Source organism: Aeoliella mucimassa (genome assembly GCF_007748035.1).
GTDB classification, from domain to species: domain Bacteria; phylum Planctomycetota; class Planctomycetia; order Pirellulales; family Lacipirellulaceae; genus Aeoliella; species Aeoliella mucimassa.
In genome coordinates, this window is the sequence record NZ_CP036278.1 from 6,303,890 (window position 1) to 6,324,735 (window position 20,846).

The 20,846-nt window shown below is 58.9% G+C and carries 11 protein-coding genes; all 11 read left to right on the forward strand.

Translation table 11 applies throughout. From position 1 onward, the window contains the following. The first annotated feature begins 106 nt into the window (after positions 1 to 106). The 11 genes from Pan181_RS24735 (at position 107) to Pan181_RS24785 (ending at position 20,831) form a co-directional block, all read left to right on the forward strand. Positions 107 to 2,605: a beta-mannosidase gene (locus tag Pan181_RS24735; RefSeq protein WP_145251497.1), complete on the forward strand. Its 2,499-nt coding sequence runs from the start codon at positions 107 to 109 to the stop codon at positions 2,603 to 2,605. Next, a complete protein-coding gene (locus tag Pan181_RS24740) occupies positions 2,574 to 4,484 on the forward strand; it encodes a sialate O-acetylesterase (protein ID WP_145251499.1) in 1,911 nt (636 codons plus the stop codon). Before Pan181_RS24735 ends, Pan181_RS24740 begins: the two co-directional genes overlap by 32 nt. Positions 4,485 to 4,501: 17 nt before the next feature. After that, positions 4,502 to 6,742 (forward strand): GH92 family glycosyl hydrolase, encoded by a 2,241-nt coding sequence (locus tag Pan181_RS24745; RefSeq protein WP_145251501.1) that lies wholly within the window; start codon positions 4,502 to 4,504, stop codon positions 6,740 to 6,742. A gap of 99 nt (positions 6,743 to 6,841) precedes the next feature. Next, positions 6,842 to 9,415 (forward strand): glycoside hydrolase family 38 C-terminal domain-containing protein, encoded by a 2,574-nt coding sequence (locus tag Pan181_RS24750; RefSeq protein WP_145251503.1) that lies wholly within the window; start codon positions 6,842 to 6,844, stop codon positions 9,413 to 9,415. Positions 9,416 to 9,739: 324 nt separating this feature from the next. Further along, positions 9,740 to 12,076: a GH92 family glycosyl hydrolase gene (locus tag Pan181_RS24755; RefSeq protein WP_145251505.1), complete on the forward strand. Its 2,337-nt coding sequence runs from the start codon at positions 9,740 to 9,742 to the stop codon at positions 12,074 to 12,076. 30 nt (positions 12,077 to 12,106) lie between these two features. Further along, positions 12,107 to 12,991, forward strand: a complete 885-nt coding sequence (locus Pan181_RS24760; RefSeq protein WP_145251507.1) for a hypothetical protein — start codon at positions 12,107 to 12,109, stop codon at positions 12,989 to 12,991. Between the two features lie 408 nt (positions 12,992 to 13,399). Further along, a complete protein-coding gene (locus Pan181_RS24765; RefSeq protein ID WP_145251508.1) occupies positions 13,400 to 14,962 on the forward strand; it encodes a LamG-like jellyroll fold domain-containing protein in 1,563 nt (520 codons plus the stop codon). A 64-nt stretch (positions 14,963 to 15,026) separates the two neighbouring features. Beyond that, positions 15,027 to 16,310 (forward strand): PEP-CTERM sorting domain-containing protein, encoded by a 1,284-nt coding sequence (locus Pan181_RS24770; protein ID WP_145251510.1) that lies wholly within the window; start codon positions 15,027 to 15,029, stop codon positions 16,308 to 16,310. A gap of 189 nt (positions 16,311 to 16,499) precedes the next feature. Next, on the forward strand, positions 16,500 to 18,089 hold the full coding sequence (locus tag Pan181_RS24775) for a GDSL-type esterase/lipase family protein (protein WP_197528685.1): 1,590 nt from the start codon (positions 16,500 to 16,502) through the stop codon (positions 18,087 to 18,089). A 201-nt stretch (positions 18,090 to 18,290) separates the two neighbouring features. Continuing rightward, the gene (locus Pan181_RS24780; protein WP_145251514.1) at positions 18,291 to 18,986 is read left to right on the forward strand and encodes a PEP-CTERM sorting domain-containing protein; all 696 of its coding nucleotides are present in this window, start codon (positions 18,291 to 18,293) and stop codon (positions 18,984 to 18,986) included. Positions 18,987 to 19,001: 15 nt separating this feature from the next. Then, positions 19,002 to 20,831 carry an alkaline phosphatase family protein gene (locus Pan181_RS24785; RefSeq protein WP_145251516.1) on the forward strand — a complete coding sequence of 610 codons (1,830 nt, stop codon included), beginning with the start codon at positions 19,002 to 19,004 and terminating at the stop codon, positions 20,829 to 20,831. The last annotated feature ends 15 nt before the right edge of the window (positions 20,832 to 20,846 follow it).

The window sequence follows — 20,846 nt, forward strand, 5'->3', positions numbered from 1 at the left end:
TCCTGCCGCGCACCCCCCCACCATCCACGGCATGGTCGAACATGTCCGCCACACCTCCCCTCAGGGAGTTGCTTGAACGCCTCCTTTCTGAACCAAAAGCGAACCGATGAGAACCCCCATTGTCGCAGCGGTGCTACTGCTGGTCGCCTCCACCTGTGTACCACTGACCGCAAAGGTTGATACCTACGACCTAAGCGGTCAGTGGGTCTTATCTCAGGTTGGTGAGTCATTGACTCTGCCAGCTCAGGTTCCCGGCAATGTGCAACTCGACCTGCTCCGCGAAGGCAAGCTGCCCGATCCGTTCTATCGCGAGAATGCCGACGAGTACGAATGGATCTATAGCGAGTCGTGGTGTTACGAGCGTGAGTTCGAGTTGCCCACCGATTGGCTGCAACGCAAGGTCGTGCTGCTGCGTTGCGAAGGACTCGACACAGTCGCTCGCATCGAAATCAATGGCGAGCTACTGGCGAACACCGACAACATGTATCGCACCTGGGAGTTCGATGTTAAGCCGCTTCTCAAGTCGGGAACCAACACGATTCGAGTGACGTTCTCTCCCATCCAACCTTACATCGAAGCGTTTCAACAGCGGGCGCCGAAGGTGCCAAATGCTACCGGCAAAGAGATCGCCAATATCCGCAAATCTCCCTACAGCAATGGATGGGACTTCTGTGCGCGCTTCCTACCCTACGGAATCTACAAGCCAATCTCGCTGATGGCCTACGACGAAACGCGGGTTCGCTATGTTCGCGTCATCACCGATCTCCAAGCAGCCGAACACGCCGAACTCACGGTCGATGTGGTTGCCGATGTGGTCGAACCGGCTGCATTGCACAGCGAAATCGAAATCGAGTACGACGGCAACGTGATCGATCGCTGTGAGTGCAAGCTCGATTCCGGCTCCGCCCAAGGGAAACTGACCGTCGACCATCCCCAGCTCTGGTGGCCTAACGGCATGGGCGGGCAGCCGCTCTATACCGTGCGGGTGCGGGTGCTTGATGTCGACAACCAGGTGGTCGACGAGACAACTCGCCGAATTGGCCTGCGCGACATTCAGCTTCTTAAGCCAACCAAAGATCGCCCGCTGCGACTCGCCGTCAATGGACAGGAAATCTACGCCAAGGGAGCCAACTGGATTCCTGACGATGTATTCCCCGCTTCGGTTACCGACGAAAACCTTCGCCAGCGTGTCGCCGACGCGGCCGCGGTGAATATGAACATGCTGCGAGTGTGGGGAGGAGGATACTACCCCGAGGATGCGTTCTTCGACGCCTGCGACGAGTTCGGAATCCTGGTGTGGTCCGACTTCATGTTCGCGTGCGCCCCGTATCCCGGCAACAACCCCGAGTTTCACGCCAACGTGCGGGCAGAGCTGACCGATCAGGTTCGCCGCCTACGGCATCATCCCTGCATGGCAGTCTGGTGCGGCAACAACGAAGTAACCGCGATCATCACCAATTACAAGATGATTACCCAGGAAGAATACGATCGCCTGTTCCACGAAGTGATCGGCACCAAAGTAAAAGAACTTCATCCTCAGGCCAACTACGTAGGGGGCAGCCCCGAGGCAGGCGACGAGCACAACTGGTGGGTATGGCACGTCGGGGCCGATTTCGAAAACTACCGCGATTCGCATGGCTGGATGACAGAGTTTGGTTTCCAGTCGTTCCCGCATCCCGCCACGGTGCGTAGCTACACCGATCCGGCCGATCGCGACTCGGTCCTCAGTCCAGTGAATCGGTACCATCAGAAAAACGGCATCGGCAAAGGCAACGAGATTATTCTCGATAAGATGCATGGCTACTTCCGCGAGCCGAAGGACTTCGAGTCGACTTTGTGGCTCAGCCAAATCCTGCAAGCGTATGGCATGTCGGTCGGCATCGAACACTGGCGCACCGAATGGCCGCTATCAAGTGGATCACTCGTGTGGCAGTACAACGATTGCTGGCCAGGTCCAACCTGGTCGAGCGTCGATTACTACGGGCGGTGGAAGGCCGCGCACTACGCCTATCGCCGAGTCTACGCCCCGGTGCTTGTCGCAGGCATGGCGGACTATAAAACGGGCACGGTACAAGTGAAAGTCGCCAGCGACCTCACGACCCCAGCCAACGCTACCCTGAGTTGGCGACTGGCCGATGTCGATGGCAACACGCTACTCACCGACGAAACCGAGTTGCAATTATCGGCAGGCACCACCTCGGCCGAAGGACCAAAGCTCGAATTGCAGCAAACACTCCAACGAGTTGGCCCCGAACGAGCCATCCTGTGGCTCGAAATCCAGGTCGATCAGCAGACTTATCGCAACATGGTATGTTTGGTACGTCCTAAGCAACTTGAGTTGCAGCAACCCGACATCCAAGCCCAGGTATCTCAGCAAGGCGAAGCGTTTCGTGTGGAGCTTACCGCTGCCAAGCCAGCATTGTGGACCTGGCTGGAATGCGACGATCCCGACGCACGCTATTCCGATAATTTCGTGCACCTCGAGTCGGGGCGGCCTGTCACGATCGACGTTAAGCCGTCCCGCACGATGACCCTCGAAGAGTTCCAACAATCGCTTAAAGTACGAAGCTTACATGACACGTATACCACCACTCCATCGCAGTAGTCGCCAGGTGCAAGTTGCCCTGGTTGCTGCGGCCTGCTTACTGGCCACGGGTCTCTCCGCTCAGGCGAGTGCCGACGAGGGGCTGAAGTTCGCTTCGCCATTCTCTAGTGGCATGGTGCTGCAGCGAGACCAACCGATCACCGTCGCTGGTCGGGCGGCGGCTGGGGCCGACGTCGCACTTCAGCTCGGCGAGCAGCATCGCACGGCTAAAGTCAATAGTACTGGCAACTGGCAAGTGGTGTTCGACTCCTTGCCCGCCGGCGGCCCCTACGAGCTAACCGCCAAGCAAGGGGACCACCAACAAACGCTCTCCGACGTACTCATCGGCGACGTCTGGCTATTCTCTGGTCAGTCGAATATGCAAATGCCGGTGCGTGAAGCTGAGGGGGGCGCCGACGAAATCTCCAATGCGGATGCCAACCTGTCGATTCGCTTGCTGATGGTCCCCAAATCGGGCGCCGACCAGCCACGCGACGAACTCAACGCCAGCTGGCAGCATTGCACTCCGGATGCGGTTCGACAGTTTTCGGCCGTCGGCTGGTTCTTCGCGAAGCATCTGCGTAGTTCTGCGATCTCGCCCGACGTGCCACTGGGATTGATCGACAGCAGCTTCGGCGGAACTACCGTCGAAGGATGGACCCCCGCCGGCCAGCTGCCCGACATCCCAGAGCAGAAGATTCGCGTATCGATGTTCGATATGCCAGCCTCTCATTTGTTTAATGGCATGATAGCCCCGTTGCAGTCCTACCGTCTCAAGGGAGCCGTCTGGTACCAAGGAGAATCGAACGCCGGCGCACCAGACGTTTACGCGACACTTCTAAGTAACATGATGCAGCAATGGCGAAAGTCGTTCCACGATGCCAAGCTGCCTTTCTTCGTCGTGCAGCTTCCTGCCTACGAAGGACGAATGGAAGGGCTCGACTATAGTTGGCTTCGTGAAGCCGAGCAGCAAGCTTGCCTAGCGACCGACCGAGCCTGGCTGGCGGTGACTTACGACACGAATCCGGGTTTCGATTTGCATCCTCGCAAGAAAGCCGAAATCGGCCGCCGACTCGCCTTGCTAGCCGGACGCGAGGTCTACGGTCAGAGGGTGGTCGCCCATAGTCCTCAAGTCGAATCGGTGGAGTACCGTGGGAATCAGGTCGTCGTCACGTTCGACCAGCAAATATCCACGCCCGCAGGGGAACCTGTGGAAGGTTGCTGGATCGCCAGCGATCCGGGAGATTACTTCACGGCCGAGGGGTCGATCGAAGGCCGCCAGTTGGTACTGCAAACCACGAAGGTTTCCCAACCGACTGCGGTACGCATCGCCTGGGGAAGCATGCCGACCACCAATCTGTATAACGAGGCGAGATTGCCAGTCGTGCCCTATCGCAGCGACCAGAGAGCGGCCGATTCGCTGGCCTTCCAGCCGCTTCCGACCAGTTATCGCATCGAGACCTCGACGTACGCACTAGAACTTGGGCGGGGAGGATCGATCACGAGTCTCATCGCTGGCGGGCATCAGTGGATGTCGAACGAACCGGGCGGCGGCACCAGCATTCCCAATATGTTCGGTCCTCGCAATCTCGCCTACGTAAAGGAACTGGGGCCAGGACGCCTGCTGGCGGAAGACGACGCGGTACATCTCGAACTAGTCGCCCGCGAACAGACGATGGAATGGAACGTTGGCCACCATGGACAAGAAGACCTGGAGTTTCGTATGGCTCTCTCGCCTGCGGTGCAGGTGGAACTCCAAGGGTCGACCGCGGTGCTCACCCGCGATGGCTTCCAGATTCGGATCGAAGGGGTCGAGCGGTGCGATGGCTCGCACACACTGGTTGCCAAGATCCCAGCCCGCGATACAAACACGCTTCGCCTTACCTTCGCTAAACCCTGAGTTGTTGGAGTGTTGCCTTGAAGAACTTGCTAACTGCATTGATGGTAATGGCGCTCGGTGCCAACATAAGCTGGTCGGCTGCCCCGTTGGTGGGAGATCCGGTCGACTGCGTAAATCCATTATCCGGCACCAATGGCGACGCTGAATTCTCGCGTGGCAACACCGTAGCGGCCATCGTTGCTCCGTTTGGGATGACCACCTGGGCGCCGCAGACCGACGAGCAAGCGTCGCCGTTCTACCAAATGAAGCACGACAAGTTCGAGGGCATCCGCGCCACGCATCAGCCGAGCATTTGGGTGCGTGACTATGGCAACTTCCTCATCACCCCCATCGTCGGCGAGGTATCGCCAAGCGTTGCCGAGCGGGCCAGCCCGTTCAGTCACGACCAAGAAATCGCCCGGCCGTATTACTATTCGGTCGAGATGTTCCGTTACGACACCACGCTGGAACTAACGCCGACCGAGCGTTGTGCGATGTTCCAAGTGCAGTACCCCACGACCGACCAGGCGAGCCTTGTACTTTCGCTGGAGGGAGATGTCGAAGCCACCAGCGATGCTTCCCGCACGCGCGTTCGCGGCAAGGCCACCCACGTTACGTTCGGTGCGCCGGGAGGATTTGCCAAGTACTTCGTGCTGGAATTCGAACAACCGTACCAGTCGCTGGAAGTAGCAAAAGACGACAAGCAAACCACCGCGACCATTCAGTTGCCGCAAGTTCAAAGCGATCAGCCAGTACGATTCAAAGTGGGCACTTCGTTCATCAGCTACGAGCAAGCCGAACTGAACCTCAAGCGTGAACTCGCAACCTGGGACTTCGATCAAGCGAAGGCCAGCTCCCGCGAGGCCTGGGAGAAGCAACTCGCTCGCGTCGAGATCAAAGGAGCCAGCGACCAACAGCGGGCAACGTTCTACACCGCGCTCTACCGATCGTTGCAGTTTCCAAGGATGTTCCACGAGCCCGACACTGATGGAAACATGCGGCACTACAGTCCGTTTGCCAATGGCAAGGTGTTCGACGGGCCACTCTATACCGACAACGGACTGTGGGACACCTATCGCACCGCGTTTCCGTTCTTTGTGCTGTACTATCCCGAACACAGCTCGCAGATTCTCGAAGGTTGGTTGAACGCGTACCGCGAAGGAGGTCGCTTGCCGAACTGGCCGAGCCCGGGGAATCGTCCCTGCATGATTGGTTCGCACAGCGACTCGATTTTTGCCGACGCCTGGGTAAAAGGACTGCGGACGTTCGATCTCAAGGACGCCTACGCGGCGGTGAAGAAGAATGCCATGGAGGACGACGCCTGGGGGTGGGCGGGGCGGGACCATCTGAACGAGTACCACGAACTGGGCTACGTGCCGGTGGATGCTCGTAAGGACGCAGCGACTTCGTGCACCTTGGAATATGCCTACGACGACTACTGCGTCGCCCAGTTGGCCAAGGCCATCGGTCGGCAAGAAGACTACGAACTGCTGATGCAACGTGCAAAGAACTACCGGAACGTGTGGGACGAACAAACCGAGTTCATGCGCGGTAAGCAGTCCAATGGAGCATGGCAAGAACCGTTCGATCCCCTGGCCTGGGGTGGAGCCTACGTGGAAGGCAACGCCTGGCAATGGATGTGGTCGGTTCAGCACGATCCATATGGCTTGATGCAACTGCTCGGCGGCCGCGAGGCCATGGCTCGCAAGCTCGATGAGTTTCTCAGCATGCCATCGACGACCGTGGTCGGCAGCTACGGGCATGTGATTCACGAAATGCGAGAAGTGGAACATGCCAAGATGGGGCAGTACGCCCACATCAACGAGCCGAACCATCACGTGCTCTATTTCTATCACTTCGTCCGCGAGCCATGGAAAACGCAACACGCGGTCCGCCGGGTGATGGACGAACTGTACGACCCCGATGGCATGGTCGGCGATGAGGACACCGGGCAGATGTCGGCCTGGTACGTTTTCAATGCGGCCGGCTTTTACCCGTTCTGCCCTGGCACGCCCTACTACCTAATCGGCAGCCCGCTGTTCGCAGAGACGACCATCGCGCTACCCCAAGGTAAGTCGTTCGTCGTGCGAGCAGCGAACAACTCCGCCGAGAACTGCTACATTCAATCGGCACGCTTGAACGGCAAACCACTCACCCGTACCTGGCTCACACACAACGAGATCGTAGCCGGCGGCACCCTGGAATTCGAGATGGGCCCCGAGCCAAATCGCCAGTGGGGAACCGGCGAGGCCGACGCTCCCCCGAATACGTTTCGCTGAGCGCAACCGCTTGCGATACAATGAACCCTCGTTGTTTCGCAAACCAGTGCGAACCACGACTCGGAAGTCACCTCACGCTTTCCAGGTAGTCTGAATCACATGAAACGTTACTACGCCTTGCTGTTGGTCGCCTGCGCCTGCTTCGCGCCCTGCTTGTCGAGTGCCGAGGAGCCCACCCAAGCGTATTTCGTCGATGGCTATCACGGCGGTGTCTACGGGCATTACCCCCCTGGCTACACGCAGTTTCTCGTCGATCGGCTCGAAGCCCATCCCGAGTGGAAGATCAATCTCGAGATCGAACCCTCGACGTGGGACGTCGCCCAGCATTCCGAACCGGCCGCCTACGAGCGGTTGAAGGAGTTGCTGCGCGATCAGTCTTCTGCGGGGCGGATCGAAATGGTGAATCCCACCTTTGCCCAGAGCTACTTTTTCCAAAGCTCCGGCGAAAGCGTTGTGCGTCAATTCCAGTACGGCATTCGTCACCTACGGCAACACTTTCCAGACGTTGAACTCACAACCTACTCGTCGGAAGAACCTTGCTTCACCAGTTGTTTGCCAACCGTACTATCTCAGTTGGGCTACGAGTACGCGGTGCTCAAAAACCCGAACACCTGCTGGGGTGGGTACACTTCGGCCCACGGCGGCGAACTCGTCCACTGGGTCGGCCCCAACGGCACCAAGCTGCTCACAGTGCCTCGCTACGAATGTGAATCGCTTCACTCGCGAGATTGCTGGCAAACGATCGCGTCGACCAACTCGCCGGAGTACATCGCGAGGTGCCTTGAGCAAGGCATCGCCAACCCGGTCGGCATGTGCTTGCAAGACGCCGGATGGCGCGGAGGTCCCTGGCTCGGTTATTCAGCGGGCAAACACTACACACCTTCCCGTTACGTGACCTGGCGCGAGTACTTTCGCGAGGTCGCAACCGCAACGCCCAAGGACTGGCGTTTTTCGCAGGAAGACGTAAAGCCCGGACTGATGTGGGGTGCTCAGGTGCTGCAGCGCATCGCCCAGCAAAGTCGCGAAGCCGAGCATCGATTGTTGGTCGCGGAGAAACTGGCCGCTATGGCCTACATCGAAACGGGGCACCCGCGGATGACCGGCGCACTCGACGATGCCTGGCACAATGTGCTCCTCTCGCAACACCACGATTGCTGGATCGTTCCCTACAACGGCCGCCCGGGCAACACCTGGGCCGATCAGGTGCAGCGCTGGACCAGCATGGCCAACTCGATTAGCGATCTCATTGCGGCCAACGCCCTGGAAGCACTCGTTCGCCAGGGCCGCTCCCGCCAGCAAGGGGTGCGGATCTTTAATCCCACGGCCACGGCCATCGACGCGGTGGTCGCTGTGCCGCTGTCTGATGAAGGACCACGCGACTCCGACTGGCAATCGCGCGACGCATCAGGAGGAACCTATCCCACGCAAGTCGTCCACAACCAAGCGACCGGCGAGCGCGAACTATTGGTCCGCGCCCATCTGCCGTCGCTCGGTTACACGACCGTGTCTCTTAGCAATCGCGGCCAATCCACCTCGGTGGTCACTGCGGCGACCGAAGGCGATCAGGTGGTACTCGAAAGCGATCTCTATCGAATAGTACTGAACCCCACTGCTGGTGGAACCATCGCGAGTCTGGTAGCGAAGTCGCTCGATAACCACGAGTTTGTGGATTCCAACGGCGAGTGGCGTTTCAACGAATTGCGTGGGCACTTCTACAACCTGGGGGGATTCCGCTCAAGCGCCGACCAGCCCGCCGAGGTTCGCATCGTAGAACAGGGGCCGCTGCGTGCTACCGTAGAAGTAGTAGGCACCATTGCCGAACATCCGTTCGTGCAGCGCATTTCGCTGGTGCAGGGCTCGCCGATGATTGAATGCCAGGTGCGGATCGACTGGCAATCGCAGCCTCGGATCGGTGAGTTTGAAGAACGCGATGGATGGGGCAATCACCGCCGCGCGGCTTACGACGATCGTTACAAGCTGCTAGTTCAGTTCCCGAGCACTCTCTCCAGTCCAAAGCTAGTGAAGAACGCCCCGTTCGACGTATGCGAAAGCCAACTCGACGATTCCTTTTATAACTCATGGGAACAGATCAAACACAACGTGATTCTCGATTGGGTCGATCTCGAAGACCAGCAAGCCGGCTACGGACTGGCGATGTTTAGCGACCATACCACTTCGTACGCTTATGGACCGCAAGATCCGCTGGGTCTGACGCTGCAGTACGCTGGCAAAGGTTTGTGGGCTCGCGACTATCGCGTCGATGGCCCGACCAGGGTCCGCTATGCGTTGGTACCGCACTCCGGCGATTGGCAATCGGCCGGCATTCCCCACCTGGCTGCCAGTTGGCAAGAGCCACCAGTGGGGGCCTTCGCCAGAAGCGGCCGCCCTGAGACTCGCTCGCTCGTTGATGTCGGCGAGTCGGGCTGGCAGGTTTGTTCGATGGTCGAACATCACGGCGATTTGTACGTTCGCTTATTCAATGCAACCGGCACCGATCAACCACAGTCGCTCCGTATGTCGTTCACTGCCGAGACGACCGAACTTGTCGATCTTTCTGGTAACGTGCAGCAAGTGCTGGAACCTTCGCTCCAGGAAGGACAATCGGTAGTGGATTTGAGTATACCCAAGTACGGTATCCGAACCCTGCGTTTTCGACGACTCAAGCGAGACTGACGGATAGACGACTGATACCACCCAGCTAGAAGTCTGATTATTCGGATCATCGGTTCCGGCAATTGCGACTCGCTGAGCGATGGCGATGAGAAAGCTAGGAAAATCGGCACACGTGTAACCCAAGTGGTAGCATATGGTATACCAGTGTGTGTGGCGGTACCTTGCCCCGATCGGGAAGCGAAGACTTATCGAACGAACATCCAGTCGCTGTGCGACTGGCAGGCAGCATGAGGAGCGGTCTTCTGCGTCGCCTGCTCGATGCCAGCCCGCTGCACTTGCATACCACCTAATTATCCAAGCCCAATCTTTACCCCCTATCCACCGATGATTCTCCCCCCAGCGGCTGCTCGGCTTCTAGTTTTTGGTTTCGCAACTTGGTGTAGCCTGGTAGTAGCTCCGGCGTGGTCGCAGGAGCCACCCCCCAAGTCGCCGGCCGACTACGTAAATCCCTTCATCGGGGCCAGCACCAGCGCCGATCAGGCGGGCATCTATCATGGACTTGGCAAGACCTTCCCCGGGGCAATCACCCCGTACGGCATGGTTCAACTCAGTCCCAACACTATCACCGGCGGCGACAACGGACCGGGTTACAGCTACGAGATGCCTTACATCGAAGGTTTCGCCTTCACCCAGATGAGTGGTATCGGCTGGTTTGGCGACCTGGGTAATTTTCTGGTCACGCCGACCACCGGGCCGCTACAGGTGGTCGCGGGACGCCATCCCGAGGTCGCCCGCGGGTATCGATCGCGCTACGACAAAGACACCGAACAGGCGAAGGCCGGTTACTATTCGGCCACGTTGACCGACTACGACGTACGTGTCGAAGCAACGGCCACGCCGCGCACTGGCATGCTACGCATGACCTTTCCCCAAAACGAACAATCGCGAGTGCAGATTGACCTCGCGCGTCGCGTCGGCGGCACCTCGACCAAGCAAATGGTGCGAGTTTGCGACAAGCAAACCATCGAAGGATGGATGGAGTGCACGCCCGAAGGCGGCGGTTGGGGCAACGGGGCAGGGCAGGCCCGCTACACGGTTTATTTCTACGCGCAGTTCGATAAGCCGCTCGAGAAATACGGAGTCTGGAGCGCCGACATTCCCGATGGCCAGCGCCGCAATCGCGAAGCGATCGAAAGCGAGGAATACGACAAACTGATTGCCGCGGCCAAGATCATCGACCAACCGACCGAGGTCGAAGGCGAGCACCTTGGCTTCTTCACCGAGTTTGCCACCAGCCAAGGCGAGCAGGTACAGATGAAAGTCGGCATCTCGTTCACCAGCTTGGAAGGTGCCCGCGCGAACCTCGAGGCCGAAAACACCGGGTGGCACTTCGACGCGATTCGCGAAGCAACCAAACAGCAATGGAACGATGCCTTATCGCGCATCACGATTAAGTCTAGCGACGAAGATCAGCTCGCGATCTTCTACACCGCGATGTATCACACGATGATCGATCCTCGAGCGATTTCCGATGTGGATGGTCGCTACCCAGGCGGCAACGGCAAGATTCACGAGCCGAAAGGCTTTACCAAGCGGACGATTTTCAGCGGTTGGGACGTTTTCCGTAGCCAGTTCCCCTTGCAGAGCATTATCAATCCCACCCTGGTGACCGACACCATTAACTCGCTTATCGAACTGGCCGACGATACTGATAGCGACTACCTCGAACGTTGGGAGATGTTCAACGCTTATAGTGGGTGCATGCTGGGGAATCCAGCCGTGGTGATCATCACTGATGCCTACGTGAAGGGCTTGCGAGATTTCGACGTCGAGCGTGCATACGCGTTATCGAAAAGCTCGGTCGAGCGGTTCGGCAACGGCACCCGCGGCCATGCTGGCGACATCTCGCGGACGCTCGAATATGCGTACAACGAATGGTGTGTTTCGCAACTTGCCACCGCCTTGCACCATGATCGCGATGCGAGACTTTACGCTACGCGAGCGAAGAGCTATCGCAATATTTTCGATCGCGACAAAGGCTGGTTCCGCCCGAAGAACGGCGACGGCTCCTGGCAAAAATGGCCCGCCCAGGGACGTTTGCAACAAGGGTATGGATCGGTCGAGAGCAATCCTTACCAGCAAGGCTGGTTCGTTCCCCATGACCTCGACGGACTGGTCGACCTGCTAGGTGGGCGCGAAAAAACGCTGCTCGACTTGGAGCACTTCTTTAACAACACGCCGGAAGACTTCCGCTGGAACGACTATTACAACCACGCCAACGAACCAGTGCATCACGTTGCTTTCTTGTTCAATCAACTCGGCAGTCCGTGGCTTACCCAGAAGTGGACTCGCACGATCTGTGCGAACGCGTACCGCAACGACGTGGAAGGTTTGGTCGGTAACGAAGACGTTGGACAGATGTCGGCCTGGTACGTGCTGGCCTCTTGCGGAATCCACCCTGTCACTCCTGGCACAACCCGCTACGAGATCACCAGCCCCATGTGGCAACGCGTCGAAATGAATGTGGGCGAAGGCAAGGTGTTTACGATCAACGTTCGCAATCAGTCTCCGAAGAATCTCTACATTCAATCGGCAACCCTGAACGGCAAGCCGTACAACAAGACTTGGATCGACTATCCGCACATCATGTCGGGCGCGACGCTCGAACTCACGCTCGGCCCGGTTCCGAACAAGCGTTGGGCGGTGCCCGCACAGAACTAGTAACCCAGTTATTGGCAAAGGCAGTAGGCGATGACGTCGCAACCGCTGACAGTACAAGTTGCGAGTCCCCAACAACAATTGCGGGCGTGGCCTTTATTTGCCTCGCAGTTTGAACAGCCTGCAGCGAATGCCCAGTACCTGATTGCCATCAAGTCGCGGCCTGTCGAGCGAATCGTAGCAGCCCTAGCCTGGTGGCAAGAACCCGATGCCATTCGCTTCCTGTTGGCTCACCAGCCAGGCATCACCATCGAAGCCGCTGCCGAGGCATTGGTCCCCCGACTCCAGTCGCTACCCGACTTGCCGCCGCTCGACCTGAAGTACGCGTTCTTGCTCCAACAAGACCAACCTCCAGCACCCTGGCTGGCCGCCCATGGCTACGAGCCTCGCCATGCGGAGCGAGCGTTCGAAGCACCGAGCACCACCGTGTACGAACGCGTGCAAAAGTTCCTCACCCGCCATCACAACGATATCCCCGAAACATGGCACAGCGAGTCGATTCGCGATCACTCGCCCGAGACCGTGTGGCCACTCATCGAGCCTTACCGGTTGATCCACCCCGAAGCGCTGCGTCGCTTCTGGAACACTCCCGGCGAGCAAGGATACGATCCCGATTTCTCCAACATCCTGTTCGACGGCGACCAGCCCTTAGGCACGCTGCTGCTACGCAATAATCATGTTTGCCTGGCGGTCGACATCCGGGTGGTGATCGATATCGCTCCTCGCTTGCGGTCGCTGGCGAACCTGGCATTGTTCGCCCACATCAGTCGCGTGGCCTCGCCAGAGAGTACCGGCATCCGCACTCTGGCTTTTCGCGCCGATGAGCGCGAGCACCGCGAAACGGCCAACCTGGCGAAGCGAATGGGGGGTCGCGAGGTTGCGGCTCGCCACATCTACACTCGCGAGTTCTCTGCTTAGGCTTCCCCTGTTTGGGCACTCCCCCCTCACGGTTGGGGGGGCGAATCTCTGGCGAAACAAGTTTCCCCAAATCATTCGCAACTCGGTCTCTCCAGAATGTAACCATCTGAGCGGCCAGTGGTATTTAGTCCCCAGATGCCACGGCACCGTCTGCTCCTCGCGCTCTACAACCAGGGCGGAAAACTTGGTTGCAGGGGGCGATGCGAAGGCTTGGTATCTTGCGCTCTCCGCGTTGCAGACGGTTTCCTAGCATTCTGGCGGCTATTCCAAAAACAAACCTCTTCGAAGTTCTATCTCAGCAACAGCATTAGCGTTCCCCCTTCTCTCGTAGTCGATAGGCGGCTAGCGACTTGGGCTTGCGCGTTGCGGGTGCTGGTATGGCTCAGCTTGTCTTCTAGGAGAGCTTAGATGAGACACCTAACTTTTTGGTCGTTTTCTACTGCGGTCACCACCGCGCTGCTGTTCGTCTGGTTGGCGTCACCTAGTGAGGCGGTGCTGCGTCACAAGTACACGTTCAACGACGGCACCGCGGCCGATCCGGTGGCCGACGTTTCCGGCTCCGGCGTCGAGATCAATGCCACGTTCGTGAATCAAGGAAACCTGGGACAGATCGCCGGCGGCTATGCCGACCTGTCGAACAACAACGGATTGATTTCAGGCCAAGACTTCGTCAACGGCAACGGAATCGGTAGCTACATCGAAATCCCCAGCATTTACGACGAAGTCAACAACGACTATCAGCTCCCCTTCTCCGACGCTGCGTACAACTCGCCTGACGGCGAGGCCTCCATCGAAATGTGGGTGACTGTCGACGAACAACGCGACTTCGCCCGCATCTGGGATATGGGTCGTAGCGCGGCTGGCCAGGGGCAATCGGGTCTCGCGTTCAACGGCGAGTACGTTTACGGCGTCGCCCAAGCAGGGGCACTTCAAGGCTACTCCATCATGGCCGGCACCCACTCCACCGCCCAAACCGAAACCAACATCTCCCCTGCGTCGCCAGCGGTGCTGTCGCCCGGCGTCGAGTACCACATCGCATTCACCTTGGACGCGAACGACACCTCGGCAGGTCCCAACGGTACCGTCAAGCTCTACCTCGATGGTAGCCAGGTCGCCAGCGGAGCTATCGACAATGGCAACTCCGGAGTCGACGCAATCGATATCACCTTCTTGCAGGAACTCAATAGCTGGTTCGGCCGTTCGCAATGGGGAAGCGATTACCTGTTCGACGGACTGTACAACGAGATTCGCATTTACAGTCATGAACTCACTCCTACCGAAGTCATGGCGAACTACAACGCGGGCCCCGATGACGGTTCCGCTTTGCCGACGGTCAACATCGATCGTGCTACCGGAGAGATCACCATTTCCAACAACAATGCGAGCAGCGTAAATCTGGTTTCGCTCTCCTTGCTTTCCTCAGCCGGGGCGCTCGATACCGCTGAGTTCCAGTCGATTGATGGCACCTGGGGCAACCAGGCGTTGACCGCTACCGAAATCACCGAGTCGGGTTCTACCTCGATTCCTGGTTCGACAACCAATGCTGCGAACCTCGGCAATACCTGGATTCGTTCCAGCATCGAAGACCTGCAGGTGGTGGTTGAACTGTCCGATGGAACGCACACGGGTGCCTTCGTCACTTATTCCGGTACCTCCTACTCGCCGATCGACCTGAACACCGATGGGGTCATTTCGGTGGAAGACTACTTGGACGTCTTCGCTCCCAACGGCGAAAGCGATCTCAGCAGCGAAACTTTGGTCGCCGCCGCTCTCAAAGGCGACTTGGATGGTGATTACGACAACGACTACGACGATTGGGTGTTGTTCAAGAGTCTTTACAACGCCGCAAATGGTCCAGGAGCTTTGGAACAAGCGATCGCCAACTACACGGCGGTGCCCGAACCTTCGACTCTCTGGCTAATCGGCTTGGCTGGTGTGGTGCTGTGGACCCGTCGGCCTTCGGCTCGCTAACCCGGCTTGGCTCCACGAAATCCCCATCCCCTGACTCACTCTACTCTTTAGGCGCGATCCACTCATGAATACTTCACGTTCTCGATACTTCAAAGTCTCTCTCGCCGCGGCGGCATCTGGTTTGACGATGGGCTCCGCCCACGCTGTGGTGGTCACCACCGTGCACGACTCGACCTCGCCATGGAACGCGGCTGATTCCCCCGAGATCGACTTCGACATCACCGCCGACGGGGTCGACGACTATCAACTTCTGTTCGCTGGCAACAATGCCCAGAAACCACAGATCACCACCTTGGGCTTCAATGGTGACGGGCAGAATCAAATCTTTCTTCCGAATGCCGACGAAAACGTGCGTACGCTCGAAGTGCTCTCCACCGGAGCCACCATCGATAGCTCGATGTACAGCGGTACGATGCTCAACGAAGCGTTCTTCTATCTCAACTGGAACAATAACCACTACGGCAACTGGGGAGGCCCTGGCGGCGCCACGGCTCCCGATCCGATTCAAGGACCCGTGGAAGGCTACGTGGGCCTGGCCGTGGCAGCAGGCGACGGCAATTTCAACTATGGCTACGCCCATGTCGGTATCGACGTTCGCAATGCCATGGCCGCGCTGGCAGGAGCTTCGATTAGCTTGTATGAAACCGGCTACGAAACCGAAGTGAATACGGCGATCACCATTGCCGAGCCACCTCCACGCTTGACCATCGAAGTCAACACCACCACCGGCGAAGTATCGATGCAGAACGTCGACACCAACGACGTGACGTTCGACTACTATCGCATCACCAGCTCCGGCGGAGCGCTCCGCGAGCAGGATGGCTTCTGGCTTAGCCTCGACGATCAAAACATCGGTGCAGGTGGCAACGCCGCTGGCGACTTCAACGACGATGGCACCGTGAATCTCGCCGACTACACGGTGTGGCGCGACAACCTCGGCAGCACCGGCGGTTTGCCCAACGACGATACACTCGACGGAGTGGTCGACCACGACTACTACCAGCTTTGGAAAGACAATTTTGGCACCACCGCTGGCGAAGGTGGACCGCTCGGCTGGATTGAACAAGGTGGCTCCGATTCCACCATTCTCGCCGAGACCTTCCTCGACGAAGCGGGGTCGACACTCACCGCGGGCAGCTCCTACTCGTTGGGCAATGCCTTCGCGACCGGCGGCGCCCAAGACCTGGTGTTCCGTTACGCCCAGGATGGCAAGCTGCTGATCGGCAGCGTTGTCTACACTTCCTCGGCCAGCTCGGTCGGGGCCTCGCAAGTTCCTGAACCAGGCACACTCACGCTGCTCGTTGCCGCGGGACTTACCCTCGCTGGCACCTGCCGGATGCGACGTTAGACAAACGCTATTCGTAAACACATTTTTGCAAGTTCTTAGAGTCGATAGCGCACTCGTCGCCGATCGTGTGTGCATGAAGGGATCTGTTGGAAGATGAAGATGCTTGAGGAAACGAGGGGATGGCGAAAGGTTAGTTGCCAATGGCTTGCCATAGGGATGTTGGGGGTCGCGTCCTTTGCCTGGGGGGGCATGGCAACAGCCGCTGAGTTCAGTGTGTTGCCGCTCGGCGATTCGATCACTGCCGGCAACGGCTTTGGCGGCTATCGGGCTCAGCTCGGCACCGACCTCACTAGCCAGGGACATACCTTTCATTTGCTCGGCAGTCAGGTCATGCAGGATGGCGGCGAAACATCCGCTGCGTTGCGTGCTCCTTACGATGGGCTGCATCACGAAGGGCACGGCGGATGGCGCATCGATCAGCTGGATGCCAATCTCAATGGCAATACCAATGCCGATGCCAGCACCAACGGCGGTTACTATATCACCGGCGGCAATGGCACCGGCCGCGACCCCATCTACCCCAACTACGCATTGGTCCTGGCCGGCATCAACGACGTGAACCAGTACTTCGGGCAGAAGTCCGATGCCGGACAGCAGATGGATGCCGACGAGCTGCTGCCAATTCTGCAAGGTCGTGTCACTTCGCTGGTCGATAACCTGTCGACCTTGCGACCCGACACCCGCATTATGCTCAGCAACGTGATTCCTTATGCCAATGGTCTGCTGAACGACCAAGTCACCGGAGCCACCACCGCCCAGCGACAGATTTGGGCAGCCGAAGACGGAGTTAGCGCCGAGCAGGAGCATGGCGTGAACCATTACGTGATCCTCTATAACAAATGGCTCGCCAACGAGTTTGTTCCCGCCCAGCAAGCCGCTGGTGTGAATATCGAGCTGGTCGACCAGTACCAAAACTTCCTCATGCCCGACGGGTCCGTTCGTGGTTGGGGTCCCGACGAACCGAACGGCTATGCCGACTATGGGTTGCATCCCAATCAATTTGGATACGATCTGATGGGCGCTACCTGGGCCGCTGCGATTAATCAGCATCTGATTGCCCAGACCGTTTGCGAAGCGACCATCAATCGTGCGGATGGCTCGATCACGCTGACCAACACCTCCGACGCACCAATTGCGATTCAGTCGCTCTCGCTCATCTCGACCGCTGGAGCCATCTCCGTTGCCGATCTGACTCCGATCACCGGCAACTACGACAGCAACGGCAACCAACAGGTCGACGACCAGCCGTGGGTTATCACCGAACAATCGGCCACCAACTTTCGCGAAGCCAGCACCGGCGACGCCGGTTCGATTGCGGTCGGCGGTTCGGTGCAGCTTTCGCTCGCCGGCGGCTGGACCGCTACCCCCTACGAAGAGTTGCAGGTCAACATTCAACTCGGCGATGGAAGCTCCGCTTACACCAACGTGGTTTACACCGGCACACCGATCGTGGTCGGCGACCTCGACGGAAACGGCACCATCGACCGTACCGACTACAACCTGCTCACCGCATCGGGCGAGACCGACCTTTCGGCGCTGCTCAAAGTGCAAGCGTACCGCCAAGGCGATCTGAATGGCGACGGCTCGAACGACTACGAGGACTTCCGATTGTTTAAAAACGCCTACATCGCCGAGCATGGCGATGCAGCTTTCGCTGCCATGGTAGCGGTGCCAGAACCAACGGCCATGCCTTTGGCTCTCGGCATGGCATTGCTGTTGTTCGGAGCCATCGTGAAACGGCAAGCCAGTACCAGCCGGCTGATTTGTCGCGTGTCGTAAGCGAGGCAGTCGCCACTGGCGACGATACCTCTCTATTGTTTGTTTCCTCCTTCCTTCCTGTAACCTGTTTTCGCAAGGCACTACATCGAGAGACCCCATCCGTTGCCTCTTGGTCGTGTTCCCTACCACCTGGGGCCAAGCAACTGTTTCGTTCTTTGATACTCGCAATCAAGAACCCTCTTTTCGTAAAGGTAAAGTCTAGTGAATAAGCATCATTTGAATTACTTCAAGGCTTCCGTGGCCTTAGCCGCCAGCGGCTTGACCGCTGGAGCAGCCAATGCGGCCGTGATCGAAACCACCCATAACGAAACCTTGACTTTCAGTTCGGGAGGCGAGCTCGCGTTCGATATCACCGGCGATGGCGTCGACGACTATCGTTTTCTGTTCGCCAACAATAGCTCGCGCAAACCTCAAATCACCACAACCAATTTCGACGCCGGCGGCACCAATCTGGTGGCCATGCCCGACTCGCAAGAGGACGTTCGCGTGCTGCCAGTGATTGCCGCTGGCGACACCGTGGTACTGTCGAACTACGATTTGCTCGACGAGTCGTACTTCTTCCAAAACTGGAATCAAACCGCGTATGGCGACTGGGGTGGACCTGGTGGAACCGAGGAACCGGATCCCATCGTAGGCCCCGTAGAGGGTTACGTCGCCCTGGCCATGCCGGCCGACACCGGCGGATACAACTATGGCTACCTGCACGTCGCAGCCGACATGCGGGAAAGCGGCGACGGAACCGGCGAGGCCACCATCACGCTGTTGGATAGTGCCTACGAAACAGTGGCCAAAGCCCACCTCGTCGGCGACATCACCGTGGTGCCCGAGCCATCTACCTGGATGCTGTTGGTATCCGGCGCCGCCGGCGTGGCTGCCTTGCGACGCTGGAACTCCTAAAGCTAGGCGCGACGGATGTGCGAGAGTCAAACTCGCCTGCTGTGGGTCAGTTGGGAGCTTGCCGATTGGCAACTGCTTCATCCGCTGATCGATGCCGGCGAGATGCCAACGCTGGAGAAGCTGATCGACACAGGGGGTAGCGGTACGCTCTATGCACCGCCGCCCCCTGTGAATGCTGCTATTTGCACCACGATGGCCACCGGCAAACGCCCCTGGCAGCACCGCATCTGCTTGTCGCATCAAGCCACCGTGCCCAACGTTAAACCGGTGGAAGCCAAGTACCGCGCGGCCGGCACGCTGTGGGAAATCCTCAGCGACCAAGGCCTGCCGACGATCGCTGTCGGCTGGCCCGCCACGCATGGCTCGATCACCACGTCCCGCGTGGTTTCGGATCGCTACGCGTTTCCCACCGGACCACCCGGCCACGCCTGGCCCCCCGCCGAGCGCGGCACTTATCACCCGAGTGAGCTGGCCAAGCAGTTCGACCCGCTCCGTGTGCAGCCCGAACAAATCGATGCGGCCACGCTCGAGCAGTTTGTGCCCGACTGGCAACAAGTCGACCAAACGCGCGACCCGCGTTTGTCGCGTCTCTGCATCTCCCTCGCGACCGATGCTTCGTACCATGCAGCTGCGACCAAGCTGATTGCCAGCGTGTCGTGGAAGCTTGCCGCGGTTCGCTTGCCAGGCATCGGCGAACTCTGCCGCATGTTTGTGCGGCACCACTTGCTCGCCGACACGCCGGCCGCCAAGCCAGAGCCGCTCTACCGCCAGGTGGTGCCGGCCGCTTTTCGCATGCTCGATGCCATGCTGGCTCGCCTGATGGAACTCGTCGGTCCCGACACCGCGGTGGTGCTCACCTCGCCTTCGGGCGTATCGGGGGCGATGCTCGGACAGCCGGACTCTTGGAAGCAATCCGGCGGTGTCTTTGTCGCAGCGGGTCCAGGATTCACCACCGATCAACTGGTGCATGGCATCAATGCCCTCGACGTCGTACCGACTCTGCTCTCGTGGTTCGGACTCCCCACGGCCGGCGACATGGAGGGCCGCATCCGCAGCGAATGTCTCATCACCGCTAATACGAATACTCCCCGTGACTCGTACGAAGTCGACACTGCTGCTTCCGATGAGTGCACCGCCGAGCAGCGCACCGCCGAACTGCGATCGACGTTGTCGACAGCCGACGCGTGGAACTACGACTGGTATCGCGCTCAGTCGTTGCTTGACGCCGATCGCCAGCAGCAGGCGTTGCCGTTGCTCGAGTCGTTGTTTCGTGAATTTCCAGAGCATGCTCTATTCAGTCAAACCCTTTTCCAAACGCAGTTGTCGTTGGGACTCGTCGCCGAGGCCGAGGAAACGCTAGAAGTGCTGCTCGATGCGGTACCGCCGAGCATGGCACCGCTGCTGCGAGCCGAGCTGGCCTACGCTGCCGGCGATCGGCAGCTAGCTCGGCAACAGGTCGACCTGTTACTGCAGCACCCGCCAGAGAGTTCGCTGGTGTGGTACCGCGTTGGCTTGTTGTTGATGGCACTTCGGGAATGGACCAAGCTCGAGTCGTGCGCCCGCGCGGTGCTCGCTCAATCGGAGGACGAAGAGATCGCCTGGCTCGGGCTGGCTGAGGCCACGCTTCGCCGAGGCGATGCCCAAACAGCCGAGCAAGCCGCTCAGCGGGCGATCTCGTTGCAGTTCTACCTGCCCGACGCCCACCTGGCACTCGCCCGCGCGCTGGTCGCGCAAGGTCGCATTCTCGCGGCCACGCAGGCGCTCGACCGCTTGCTGCAGATCGACCCGCACAACCACCGCGCCCAAGCTTATCGGCGACGCATCGGCGGTGCTCTGGTGGAGTAATCGGGTTGCATTGCA